Source organism: Mesorhizobium sp. M7A.F.Ca.US.005.03.1.1 (assembly GCF_003997975.1).
Taxonomy (GTDB): Bacteria; Pseudomonadota; Alphaproteobacteria; order Rhizobiales; family Rhizobiaceae; genus Mesorhizobium; species Mesorhizobium ciceri.
Genome location: NZ_RZRO01000043.1, coordinates 1 through 12314, shown reverse-complemented (window position 1 = coordinate 12314; position 12314 = coordinate 1). Strand labels below are relative to the sequence as shown.

At 62.9% G+C, this 12314-nt stretch carries 9 protein-coding genes and 1 pseudogene; 3 read left to right on the top strand and 7 right to left on the bottom strand.

From position 1 onward, the window contains the following. Positions 1–4 precede the first annotated feature (4 nt). The 4 genes from sufD to EN990_RS18490 form a co-directional block, all read right to left on the bottom strand. A complete protein-coding gene (gene sufD / locus EN990_RS18505) occupies positions 5–1273 on the bottom strand; it encodes a Fe-S cluster assembly protein SufD (RefSeq protein ID WP_127384847.1) in 1269 nt (422 codons plus the stop codon). A gap of 19 nt (positions 1274–1292) precedes the next feature. Continuing rightward, positions 1293–2048 (bottom strand): Fe-S cluster assembly ATPase SufC, encoded by a 756-nt coding sequence (gene sufC, locus EN990_RS18500; protein ID WP_023810312.1) that lies wholly within the window; start codon positions 2046–2048, stop codon positions 1293–1295. Between the two features lie 27 nt (positions 2049–2075). Further along, positions 2076–3593: a Fe-S cluster assembly protein SufB gene (gene sufB, locus EN990_RS18495; RefSeq protein ID WP_013532161.1), complete on the bottom strand. Its 1518-nt coding sequence runs from the start codon at positions 3591–3593 to the stop codon at positions 2076–2078. Between the two features lie 243 nt (positions 3594–3836). Next, complete coding sequence (locus EN990_RS18490) at positions 3837–5000, bottom strand: cysteine desulfurase family protein (protein ID WP_127384848.1); 1164 nt, start codon at positions 4998–5000, stop codon at positions 3837–3839. 236 nt (positions 5001–5236) lie between these two features. On the opposite strand from EN990_RS18490, the gene EN990_RS18485 reads away from it, so the two are divergent. Next, positions 5237–5911, top strand: a complete 675-nt coding sequence (locus EN990_RS18485; RefSeq protein ID WP_013532163.1) for an alpha/beta hydrolase — start codon at positions 5237–5239, stop codon at positions 5909–5911. Between the two features lie 21 nt (positions 5912–5932). Continuing rightward, on the top strand, positions 5933–6583 hold the full coding sequence (locus EN990_RS18480; protein WP_127369230.1) for an FMN-binding negative transcriptional regulator: 651 nt from the start codon (positions 5933–5935) through the stop codon (positions 6581–6583). A gap of 11 nt (positions 6584–6594) precedes the next feature. On the opposite strand, the gene EN990_RS18475 is transcribed toward EN990_RS18480, so the two are convergent. Continuing rightward, on the bottom strand, positions 6595–7425 hold the full coding sequence (locus tag EN990_RS18475; protein ID WP_127369229.1) for a phosphatase PAP2 family protein: 831 nt from the start codon (positions 7423–7425) through the stop codon (positions 6595–6597). A gap of 45 nt (positions 7426–7470) precedes the next feature. Continuing rightward, positions 7471–9114, bottom strand: a complete 1644-nt coding sequence (locus tag EN990_RS18470; RefSeq protein ID WP_127369228.1) for a glycosyltransferase family 39 protein — start codon at positions 9112–9114, stop codon at positions 7471–7473. A 286-nt stretch (positions 9115–9400) separates the two neighbouring features. Between EN990_RS18470 and tyrS the strand changes: the two genes are divergently transcribed. Beyond that, on the top strand, positions 9401–10654 hold the full coding sequence (tyrS, locus tag EN990_RS18465; protein WP_063171954.1) for a tyrosine--tRNA ligase: 1254 nt from the start codon (positions 9401–9403) through the stop codon (positions 10652–10654). Positions 10655–10660: 6 nt separating this feature from the next. Here tyrS and EN990_RS18460 read toward each other — a convergent pair. Continuing rightward, positions 10661–12314, bottom strand: a pseudogene (locus tag EN990_RS18460) (AsmA-like C-terminal region-containing protein); the annotation flags it as partial.

Genomic DNA, 12314 nt, shown 5'->3' with positions numbered 1-12314 from the left:
CAGGTCACCCGTGTGCCACGAACCAGCCGTCGAGCCGCGCTTCCAGCGCTTCGACGATCGCCTCGTCGTCCAGTTCCTCGATCACCTCGGCGACAAAGGCCTTCACGAGCAAGCCCCGCGCGCTTTTCTCGTCGACGCCGCGCGCCATCAGGTAAAACAGATGATCGTGGTCGATCTCGGTGACCGTCGCGCCATGGCCGCAAATCACGTCGTCGGCGAAGATTTCAAGCTCCGGCTTGGTCGAGAACTCGCCATCGTCCGACAGCAACAGCGTGTTGCATGCCATCTTGGCGTTGGTCTTCTGCGCATATTGATGGACGTTGATGCGGCCCTGAAACACGCCGCGCGCCTTGCCCGTCACCACGTTGCGGATGATCTCCGTCGAGGTCGTGTGCGGCACGGCGTGGTCGAGAACCATGGTCACGTCGGTATGGGTGTCGCCGGCCAAGAGGTTGATGCCGCGCAGCTTGAAATCGGCGCCTTCGCCAGTCGTCCTGACCATGATCTCCTGGCGCACGAGCTTGCCGCCGGCGTTCATGACGAACAACGTCAGCTTGGCATTCTTGCCGATATGGGCCTTGAACTGGGCCAGATGCGTCGCCGTTTCCGGCTGTTCCTGGACAATCAGCCACGTCACCTCGGCGCCTTCGCCGAGCACGAGCTGGCTGACCGAGCTGCCCAGGGCAGCGCCGTCACCTGTCTGCCGTTCGACGATGACGGCCTTGGCGCCGGCGCCGACACGCACTGGCAGGCGCACATGGGTCTGGCCGCCGGCCTGCAGGTTCTGCAGCTCGACCGGCTTTTCGAGTTCCACGCCATCGGCGATGTCGACAAAATATCCGTCGGCGACGAAAGCCGTGTTCAGCGCGCCGATGGCGTCGTCGCTGCCATAGGGGTCGAGCCCAGGTGCTGCGCTGCCGTCGACCAGCTTTTCCGACAGGCGCTGGAAAGAGACGCCTTCAAGAACCGGCGCTTTGGCGTCGGACTTGCCGTTCAGGATCGACACCACGGTGGAACCGTCGACGATCGGCGCAATGACTTTGGCCAAGGCGGCCGGGTCGAAGTCCGGCACGGTATTCAGCAACCGGCGCAGGTCGGTGTAGTGCCAGGATTCGACGCGCCGCGTCGGCAGGCCGTGCTTGATCGTCTCGATGGCGTCGTCGCGCTTCAGCATCACCGCGCCGTCGCCGGGCAGCAGCGACAACCGGTCGCCGAACGCGTCGATCAACGCTGTCTCGGCCGGTGTCCGCTGCGGTTGTGCGTGCATGTTCATCGGTATTACCTCTGGCATCTCACGCTGCTTCGCCGATCACGCCGGCATAGCCATTGGCTTCCAGGTCGAGCGCCAGCGACTTGTCGCCTGACTTGATGACCTGCCCCTTGTAGAGCACATGCACGGTGTCGGGCACGATGTGCTCAAGCAGGCGCTGGTAATGGGTGATGACCAGGAACGCCCGGTCCGGCGCGCGCAGCGCGTTGACGCCATCGGAAACGATCTTCAGCGCATCGATGTCGAGCCCGGAATCGGTTTCGTCGAGCACGCACAATTTCGGCTCCAGCAGCTTCATCTGCAGGATCTCCGCCCGCTTCTTCTCGCCACCGGAGAAGCCGACATTGAGCGGCCGCTTGAGCATCGCCATGTCCATGCTGAGCGAGGCGGCGGCTTCCTTCACGCGCTTCAAAAATTCCGGGATCTTCAGCGGCTCCTCGCCACGCGCCTTGCGTTGCTCGTTCATCGCCACCTTCAGGAATTCCATGGTGGCGACGCCCGGTATCTCCATCGGATACTGGAAGGCGAGGAAAATGCCTGACGTGGCGCGCTCGGCCGGATCCATTTCGAGGATCGACTGGCCGTTGTAGAGGATGTCGCCTTCGGTCACCTCATAGTCCTCGCGACCGGCGAGGATGTAGGACAGCGTCGATTTGCCCGAGCCGTTCGGCCCCATGATCGCGGCAACCTCGCCGGCTTTCACCGTCAGGTTCAGACCGCGGATGATTTCGGTGCCGTCATCGACGATGCGGGCGTGCAGGTTTCTGATTTCAAGCATTTTTTCGTTTCCTGAATATCTGTCCGGTCAGCCGACCGAGCCCTCAAGCGAGATACCGATCAGCTTCTGCGCCTCGACAGCGAATTCCATCGGCAGTTGCTGGATGACGTCCTTGACGAAGCCGTTGACGATCAGCGCGATCGCCTCCTCTTCAGGGATACCGCGCTGCATGACGTAGAATTTCTGGTCCTCGGAAATCTTCGACGTGGTCGCTTCGTGCTCGAACTGCGCCGTCGAATTCTTGGCTTCCATGTAGGGCACGGTGTGCGCGCCGCACTGGTCGCCGATCAGCAGGGAATCGCAGTTGGTGAAGTTGCGGGCGTTGGTCGCCTTGCGGTGCGCCGAGACCTGGCCGCGATAGGTGTTCTGCGAGAAGCCGGCGGCGATGCCTTTGGAGATGATGCGGCTCGACGTGTTCTTGCCGAGGTGGATCATCTTGGTGCCGCTGTCGACCTGCTGATAGCCGTTCGACACGGCGATCGAATAGAATTCGCCGGAGGAATCATCGCCGCGCAGGATGCAGCTCGGATATTTCCAGGTGATCGCCGAGCCGGTCTCGACCTGCGTCCACGAGATCTTCGAGCGATCGCCACGGCAGTCGCCGCGCTTGGTGACGAAATTGTAGATGCCACCCTTGCCCTCGGCGTCTCCGGGATACCAGTTCTGCACCGTCGAATATTTGATCTCGGCATCGTCGAGCGCCACCAGTTCGACGACGGCGGCATGCAGCTGGTTCTCATCGCGCTGCGGCGCCGTGCAGCCTTCGAGATAGGAGACGTAAGCCCCCTCCTCGGCGATGATCAGCGTGCGCTCGAACTGGCCGGTGTTCTTCTCGTTCATGCGGAAATAGGTCGACAGCTCCATCGGGCAGCGCACGCCCTTGGGCACGAAGACGAACGAGCCGTCGGTGAACACGGCCGAATTCAGCGTGGCGTAATAATTATCGGAGGTCGGCACAACCGAGCCGAGATACTTCTTCACCAGTTCGGGATGCTCGCGGATGGCTTCCGAGATCGAGCAGAAGATGACGCCGGCCTGCGCCAGCTCCTTCTTGAAGGTGGTGACGACGGAAACGGAATCGAACACGGCGTCGACGGCGACGCGGCCCGATTTGTAGACATTGTCGCTGACTTCCTCGAGTTCCGAGGCGTCGGTCTTCTGCACGCCGGCGAGGATTTCCTGCTCGCGCAGCGGAATACCGAGCTTCTCGTAGACCTTCAAGAGTTCGGGATCGACATCGCTGAGCGAGGTCGGGCCGGGCGTGCTCTTGGGCGCCGCGTAGAAGTAGATGTCCTGGAAATCGATCTTGGGATAGTGGACGCGCGCCCAGGTCGGCTCGTCAAGCGTCAGCCAACGGCGATAGGCTTCCAGACGCCATTCCAGCATCCAGGACGGTTCATCCTTCTTGGCCGAAATGAAACGGATAATGTCTTCGCTGAGGCCTTTGGGGGCCTTATCCATCGCGATTTCGGTCTGGAATCCATATTTGTATTGGTCGACGTCGATCTTTCGGACCCGATCGATCGTGTCCTGCACAGCAGGCATATGCGTTCTCCATCCACGCCGGGGTCAAGGCCCGACAGTTTTCAAACTATGGCACCGCCAAAACGAACCCCAAAAAGGCGCTTGCGGCAGCGTAAGTTTCATATAGTGCGCTTCGACCGGAAATTCACCCGGCCAACATGAAACGCACGGCTCTACCAGGCCGAATGGCCCAAATCATTTTCGTCAAGCATCGGATTTTCCCGAAAACCGCTACGCGCTTTTCGGTCCGATGCTCCCACCCGCTTACGCGGCCTTTTCTCTGTCCGCCCGACGCGCGGCGATTCCCGTCAGCGCAACGCGAAACAACTCGATGTCTTCCGCGCCCGTCGCCGGACCGATCGACACGCGCAAGGCGCCAAGGCTGTCACCGTATCCCATGGCTTTCAGCACATGGCTCGGTCCGACCTTGCCGGACGAACAGGCAGAGCCGGCCGACAGCGCTACGCCGGCCAGGTCGAAGGCGATCTGCGCGGTTTCGGCTTTGACGCCCGCAATAGCGAAGAATGCCGTATTGGCAAGCCTTGGCGCACCGGTTCCGAAGATTTCCGCGTCCGGCACCAGCGTTTTCACGATGGCCTCGATCTCGTCGCGGCGCCGGCGCACCGTATCCATGGCCGGCAATCCGGCCAGGGCCTCGCGGGCGGCCGCGCCAAAACCGGCAATGGCAGCGAGGTTTTCAGTCCCGCCGCGATGGCCCTTTTCCTGACCGCCGCCATTGATCAACGGCTTCGGCATCATCAGATCCGAAGCCGCGACGATGGCGCCGACGCCCTTGGGACCACCGATCTTGTGCGAGGACAGAATCAGATAATCGGCGTAACCCGCTGATAGATCGATCGAAACACGCCCGGCGGCCTGCACGGCGTCGACCATGAGGATGCCGCCCGCCGCCTTGACGATCCCGGCGATGCGATCGATCGGCTGGATGACGCCGGTCTCGTTGTTGACGGCGTGGATGGCAACCAGCGGCAGGCCTTCGCTCTTGTCATGACCACTGAGCGCTGCCGCCAACGCGTCGAGATCGGCGATACCGTTGGCGTCGACGCCGACCCGCGTCACCTGCGCTGACGGGAAATGTCCGCCGTTCAACAGGCAGGGATGATCGGCCTCCGACACGTAAAGCCGGCTCATGCGCACCGTGCCGCGCCCCATCTGCCAGTCGGGTGACAGCAGCGTCGAGGCTGCTTCCGTGGCACCGGAGGTGAACACGACGTGCTCGGGCTTGGCGTTGACGAGCGCCGCCACGTCACGCCTTGCGGTCTCGATCAGACGGCGGGCCGCCCGCCCCTCGGCGTGAACCGATGACGGATTGGCGGCGACATCGAGCGCCGCGACCATAGCTTCGCGGGCCGCGGCAAGCAGCGGCGCACTGGCATTGTAGTCGAGATAGGCGCGTTTTGCGGCCATTTTCGTTCGTCAAGTCCCGTCAGAAGCCATTCCGCCGTCGTATGGCGTTATTTCCTTGAAATTCCAAGGCGAGCCGTCCTATTTACGCGGCTTGCGGCGCGGGTGGCCGGGCTCGATGTCTTGCCACTCAGTTTTGAACAATTCTAAACTAGCTTCTAAGAAGACGCTCGCCCTGCGTCAAGGCCAGAGGAAACGTTCCAGGCACCGCGCATTCGTATTACCTAGTGGAGTATTTTATGCCTGAGGTCATTTTCACCGGTCCTGCCGGCCGCCTGGAGGGTCGCTACCAGCCTTCCAAGGAAAAGAGCGCGCCGATTGCCATCGTCCTGCACCCGCACCCGCAATTCGGCGGCACGATGAACAACAAGATCGTCTACGACCTCTTCTACATGTTCCAGAAGCGGGACTTCACCACGCTTCGCTTCAATTTCCGCGGCATCGGCCGCAGTCAGGGCGAATTCGACCACGGCACCGGCGAGTTGTCGGATGCCGCTGCGGCGCTGGATTGGGTGCAGTCGCTGCATCCCGATTCCAAGAGCTGCTGGGTCGCCGGCTACTCGTTCGGATCCTGGATCGGCATGCAGCTTCTGATGCGCCGGCCCGAGATCGAAGGCTTCATCTCGATCGCGCCGCAGCCCAACACCTATGATTTCTCGTTCCTGGCGCCCTGCCCGTCATCGGGCCTGATCATCCATGGCGATGCCGACAAGGTGGCGCCGCCAAAGGATGTGCAGGGCCTGGTCGACAAGCTGCACACGCAGAAGGGCATCACCATCACCCAAAAGACGTTGCCCGGCGCCAACCATTTCTTCTCCAACGATGCCGACCTGCTGCTCGAGGAATGCGCCGACTATCTCGACCGCCGGCTGGCCGGCGAATTGTCGGATCCGCGGCCGAAGCGGCTGAGATAAGCAAAGAAAGCAGGGACGGCGATGTACGAACCTCCTCATTTCAGGGAAACGCGGCCGGAAATCCTGCACGGGCTGATCCGGACGCATCCGCTAGGCCTGTTGATTTCCAACGGGCCCGATGGGCCGGTCGCCAACGCCATCCCGTTCCTGCTCGACCCGGAAATCGGGCCGAACGGCAGGCTGCGCGCCCATCTGGCGCGGGCCAACCCGCAATGGCGCCTGTTGGCCGACAACCCGACGTCACCCGTGCTGATCGTCTTCCAGGGCAGCGATGCCTATGTGACGCCGTCCTGGTACGAGACCAAGCGCGAGACAGGCAAGGTGGTGCCGACCTGGAATTATGCCATCGTGCAGGTTCGCGGCACCGTCAAGGTGATGGATGACCAGGACTGGCTGGCGCAGCAGATCGCCGATCTGACCGTCTCCCAGGAAGGCGCCCGCGCCGCGCCCTGGGCGGTGACCGATGCGCCGGAGCCCTTCATCCAGTCGCAGATCAAGGGCATTATCGGGCTGGAAATCGAGATCAGCGAAATCCACGGCAAGTGGAAGGTCAGCCAGAACCGGCCGGTCGCCGATCGCGTCGGCGTTGCACAGGGGCTCGAAAGCGAAGACCACCAATCGCCCGGCATGGCCGACCTGGTCAGATCCTATGGCGGACTGGACGGCAACTGAACTTCGAATGCTCAGGCAGCCTTCCTTGTCGGTCCGATCAGCCGAAACGTTCTCTTGCGGACCGGCAGTCCCGACGGCGTCGGCCGGAAGATGAAGCCGAACCGGGCAAAGACCATCCCGCAGGCAAGCGCGAAACCGCAGCCAAGGCCGAAGCCGGCGACGGTGTCACTGGGATAGTGCGCGCCAACGAAGATACGGGTCGAGGCGATGCAGGCGGTGATCGCCAGGGCGATGTACCAGCGCCGCGGAAACAACAGCAAAGCGACCCCGAACACCGCGCCCATTGTCGTACCATGGCCGGACGGAAAGCCGGCGAAGCGCGCATCGAAAGCGAAGGGGTGCAGGGTCAGCACGCCAAAGTCCTCGTAATAGAGCGGGCGAGCCCGGCCAATGGCATATTTCAGCACATTGACGGCGATCCCCGACAGGCCGGTGGCGCACAGCACCAGAAAAGCCAGGCAGGTCCAGTTGTAGAGGAGCATCAGCGAGCGCCGCGACAGGCTTCGCCAATCCGTCAGGTTCGCGGCGACAAGCAGAAGCACTGAGGGAATGATATACCAGCCTCCCAGGCCGAACTGGGTGAAAAAGTCGGCAGTCCGGGCAAATCCCGCCGACCACTTGCCGTGAAGCATTCCGGCCGGAGTGTCGAGACGAACAAACGCCGCCGCCGTCAGCAAGACCCAGACCAGCACCCAGACCGACCACAAAATATTCGGGTATCTGGCCGGCCGGGTGGCAAGGCGGCTTTTGGCGATCTGCATCGTATCGCGAAAGTTGTCGAGCGACCGGCGCCCTATGCCAAGGAGCAGGCTCGAAACGGGCGGGCGTGATTTCACCAGCATAGGAAATTCGACCCCATTGTTGCCGTTATGGGCATCGGCGAGCCGTCACTGGCTTACACGATAGAGGCCGAGCGACAGTTTGTCTCCCGACGAATAGTTGAGGCCGTCGACCTCGGCAACGCGGCTCGCCGACTTGCCTTGCGCCTCCAACAGGCCATTCAGCTTCTGCTCGTCGCCGATTTGTGCCAGCGCCAGCGCGCAGGTGGGGTCGCCGAGCAGATGCTTGGCGACGCCATCGACATCGGTCAGGACGGTCTTGGTGCCGACCAGGAACACCAGGCTCGGCTCGTGATATTCCGCTGAGGCGAGCACCGTGGTGTCGCAAGGCCTGTTGGCCTGGACTGCCGCCTCGATCGCCGGGCTCAGCCAGATCGGCTTCAGCGAAGGCGCGATGACGCCGAACAGCAGCCCATAGGTGATGCCGGCGCAAACCGCGATGGCGCCGATGCGGGAGAGCGGCACTTGCAGCTGTCGCGAAAAGGCGAAATACCCTGCCGCCAGTGCCGCCGCGGCCGCCGGAATGCTCCACCAGGAGAAGGTGCCGGTGAGATAGATCGGCGCTCCGACGCAGACCGCCGCCAGGCCGAGGCTGACCACGGCAAGGCCGAATGCGGTCGACCACCACAACCAATCCTGCCAGCGCCTGAGCGGTGCATTGGCCTCCTGCGGCGACAATGTCAGCAGCCAGCCGATCAGCAGCGCCATGCCAGGATAGGCCGGGAGCACGTAATGCGGCAGCTTGGTCGGGATCAGCTCGAACACCAGCCAGAACGGAATGTACCAGGCGAGGCAGAAGCGCAGCCGGGGATCGTCGCGCAACCGGTTGAGGGCCTGCAGCCCGGCGCCGACCGCGATCAGGCCGAAGGGCCACATGAACAGCGAATAGGTCAGCATGTAGAAACCGGGCGGCAGGCCGTGCGATTCCTCGCCCGACGCGACCTTGGCCACCATGTCCTTGCCGACGGCATCCTGGAGAAAGGCACCGCCGCTCTTCCAGGTGATGAGGGCGACCCAGGGCAGCACGATGAGGAGCACCAGGGCGACACCGCGCACGAGCTTCAGCTTCAAGAGCCAGCGCCAGTCGCGCTCGAAGGCAAACAGGGTGGCGACCGTCAGCACCGACAACAGCGGGGCCACCGGCCCCTTGATAAGGATCCCCAGGCCTTGAGCCGCCCAGAATATCCACGGCAGATGGCCGGCCACCGGTTCGTTGCGGCGCGATGCCAGATAGATCTGGGCGAGTGCGCCTTGCGCCGCCACGCAGCAGGCCAGCAGCATGGCGTCGGTCTTGGCGTCGCGACCCTCGAAGGCGGTGGCGAAGATCGCCGCCATCATCAGGCCGGCGGCGAGACCGGCATTGGCCCCGAACAGCTTCGTGCCCGTCCAGGCGATGCCGACGACGGCCAAGGCAATGCCAAGCATGGAGACGAGGCGATAGACCCAGATCGGCGCCGCCGCCCCCTCGCCGCTCACCGCCACGGCCGCCGATTGCAGCCAGTAGATGCCGATCGGCTTCTTGTAGCGCGAGGCATCCTGAAAACGGATGTCGACATAGTCGGAGGTTTCGACCATCTGCTTGGTGGCCTGGACAAAACGGGCTTCGTCGCGGTCGATGGGTGGAAGGCTCGCCAGTCCGCTGAACGTCATCAGCATGCTGAACAGAAAGAGAAAAAGATAGTTCCTGTTCATCGCGGAGCTTTCCGGATCTGATCTGCGGGATGGCCCCGTCGCGGCGCCTCAGGCCCTGCCCTGCGCGGCGCCTCAATACGCCAGCCCAAACGACGAAGCAAGGATTCGCAAACGCCCTCCGCGCGGGCTGCAAAACCGGAAAGCACTTTTGCTGACGCTGGACCTTTGTCTGGCGCGATCAGACGCAAAACCGGAAACCACTTTTGCTGATCGCGCTTGGATGCTAAACGCGCGCGTTCATGCACGCCTGAGCCACAGCGGCCGGACGCTTTCGGGAATAGAAAAAATGCCTGCCTTCAAATCGGATTTCCTGCGCACGATGAGCGAGCGCGGTTTCATCCACCAGACTTCGGATGATGCCGGTCTCGACAATATCTTCGCCAAGGAGACGGTGACAGCCTATATCGGCTTCGACGCGACCGCCAAGAGCCTGCACGCCGGCTCGCTGATCCAGATCATGATGCTGCACTGGCTGCAGCAGACCGGTCATCGGCCGATCGCGCTGATGGGCGGCGGCACCTCGATGATCGGCGACCCGTCGTTCAAGGATGAGGCGCGCAAGCTTTTGACCCCGCAGGACATCGAAGACAATCTTGCCGGTATCCGCCGCAACTTCATGCCCTACCTCAAATTCGGCAGCGGTCCCAACGACGCCATCATGGTCAACAACGCCGATTGGCTGATGGAGATCAACTACGTCAATTTCCTGCGCGATGTCGGTCGTCACTTTTCCGTCAACCGCATGCTGGCGTTCGATTCCGTCAAGCTGCGGCTCGATCGCGAGCAGTCGCTGTCGTTCCTCGAATTCAACTACATGATCCTGCAGGCCTATGATTTCGTCGAGCTCTACAAGCGTCTCGGCTGCCGCCTGCAGATGGGCGGCTCCGACCAGTGGGGCAACATCATCAACGGCATCGATCTCGGCCGCCGCATGGAGGACGCGCAGCTCTATGCACTGACCACGCCGCTGCTCACCACCTCGTCGGGCGCCAAGATGGGCAAGTCGGCTTCGGGCGCGGTCTGGCTCGACGCGGAGATGCTGAGCCCCTACGAATTCTGGCAGTACTGGCGCAACACCGAGGATGCCGACGTCGCCCGCTTCCTGAAGCTCTACACGACGCTGCCGCTGGACGAAGTGGCGCGGCTCGAGCGGCTCGGCGGATCCGAGATCAATGAGGCCAAGAAGATCCTCGCCACCGAGATCACCGCCCTGCTGCACGGCCGCGCGGCCGCCGAGCAAGCCAGCGATACGGCGCGCAAGACGTTCGAGGAAGGCGCGCTCGCGGAGTCGCTGCCGACCGTCGAGGTCGACAGGACAGCGCTCGAAACCGGCGTCGGCATCCTGTCGCTGCTGGTCACCGCCGGACTGGCGGCGTCGAACGGCGAAGCGCGGCGGCATGTGCAGGGCGGCGCCGTGCGCCTGAACGACGAGCCGGTGAGCGACGAGCGCCGGCTGGTGACCCCTCAGGATTTGAGTCCGGAGAACGTCGTAAAGCTTTCCTTGGGAAAGAAAAAACACATTCTGATACGGCCGATTTGAACTCGGTCACCGATACTCAAAAATCGACCTGAATATTCCGGGCGCGATCACCGACAGCGGATTGATGTCCAGCAACGGCTTGTTGGCGTTGCCTTTGAGCCGGTAGGTGACGCCGATCAGGCCACGGTCGCGGCCATTGCCGAGCAGCGCGCCAACGATGGGCAATTCGCCGAAGATGCGATTGAGGCCATAGACCGGCATGAACGTGCCGGTCATGTCCATGTTGTTGTTCTGGTCGTAGAGCGTCCCCTGGAACGTGGTGCCGATGCGCGGTCCGCGCAGCACGCCATTGGCCAGTTTCAGATAGCCGCTGCCCTTGTCGATCTCGGCGTAGCCGCGTTCGAACTTCACCCGCGACGTGTCCAGCTTGCCCTTGACCGCCTGGTTGAGGCTGCGGTTGTCGCCGGCCGGCGTGGTCGAGACGATGGAGGCGAGCTTCGGTTCGTTGACGACGAAAAAATTGCTGGTGTCGACCTTGCCCTTGAGCGATCCGTCGCTCGGCCCGGCCAGTGCGAGCGTGATCACGCCGCCTTCCATATGTTCGTAGATGTTGAGGAATCTCAGGATGGCGCCGGCGTCCGCGGACTGCATGTTGAGCGTGCGCCGGCCGGCGCCGGTCGTGTTGCTGATCGATATGGCCGCACCTGAACTGGCCGTGGCGCTGACCTTCAGCCCGTTCACCCGCGAGCCGGCCGCGCTGTAGTCGAGCTTCAGATTGGACAATTGCTCGTCGTGGAAACCGGTCAGCCGGTCGACATCGGCGCTGACGGAAATGGCATCGGAACCGGTGGTCTTGGTAGCCGTGTCGACGTCGGAGGTGAACTGCTTGATGAGCGAGCGGGCGTCGAGCGCGTTGCCCGATATGTCGACCGCATAGCCCTTGCCGGACCGCTTCACCGATACGGCAACGTCGTCGCCCCTGTTCAAGGTGACCTTGCTGAACCGCGCCGACGACAAGGCGCCATTGACCAGCACGATGCTGCCGTCGACGGAGAACGTCTTTCCGTCGAGATTGAAATCGGACAGCGTCGTGGTGTCGCCGGACTTGGTCATGACGAAGGTGACGTTGGCGGGCACCCCCGCCCCCTTGCTCCAGCCCGCCCAGGGAATGTCCAGCCTGGCGTTGGTCAGGTCGGCCGAGACGTTCTGGTCGCCGCTGCCGTTCTTGTCGATCGCCACCTTCACAGTTCCGGCAAGCAGCGGCTTCAGGCCGGGCATGGCGGCGGCGCGGATCTTGTCGTCGAGCACCAGGGCCACCTTGCGGCTGCGCGCCGGCCCCTCATCCCTGAGCGGCTCGATCAGATCGAGTTCGGCCGGAATGCCGTTCAGCAACGCCTTGGCGGAGATCACCGCCTTCTCGGGGTCGACCGTGATCGAACCGTCGGCATCCGTCACGACCTGTCCTTCGAAGGGCTTGGCCAGGGACATGCCGGTGTAGTCGAGCGACACCAGCCAATCGAGCTTCGAGGAGTCGACGCCGGACTGCAGCGGAATATCCGCCTTGACGTGACCGGTGACGCTGCCCGACAGGTCCTCCGGCAGAATGCCGACATGGCGCATGGCGTTGATCGGCTCGTAGGATGCGAGTTCGGCAACGGCGGATGCGTCGCCGTCGACATCGATGTCGAGCGCGCCGACGACCGGCGGGCGGTTCGCCGCC

Coding starts and splice junctions, on each gene's coding strand:
- tyrS (WP_063171954.1), top strand. CDS start 9,401: ATGCCTGCCTTCAAATCGGATTTCCTGCGCACGATGAGCGAGCGCGGT.
- EN990_RS18485 (WP_013532163.1), top strand. CDS start 5,237: ATGCCTGAGGTCATTTTCACCGGTCCTGCCGGCCGCCTGGAGGGTCGC.
- EN990_RS18470 (WP_127369228.1), bottom strand. CDS start 9,114: ATGAACAGGAACTATCTTTTTCTCTTTCTGTTCAGCATGCTGATGACG.
- EN990_RS18480 (WP_127369230.1), top strand. CDS start 5,933: ATGTACGAACCTCCTCATTTCAGGGAAACGCGGCCGGAAATCCTGCAC.
- sufD (WP_127384847.1), bottom strand. CDS start 1,273: ATGAACATGCACGCACAACCGCAGCGGACACCGGCCGAGACAGCGTTG.
- sufC (WP_023810312.1), bottom strand. CDS start 2,048: ATGCTTGAAATCAGAAACCTGCACGCCCGCATCGTCGATGACGGCACC.
- sufB (WP_013532161.1), bottom strand. CDS start 3,593: ATGCCTGCTGTGCAGGACACGATCGATCGGGTCCGAAAGATCGACGTC.
- EN990_RS18490 (WP_127384848.1), bottom strand. CDS start 5,000: ATGGCCGCAAAACGCGCCTATCTCGACTACAATGCCAGTGCGCCGCTG.
- EN990_RS18475 (WP_127369229.1), bottom strand. CDS start 7,425: ATGCTGGTGAAATCACGCCCGCCCGTTTCGAGCCTGCTCCTTGGCATA.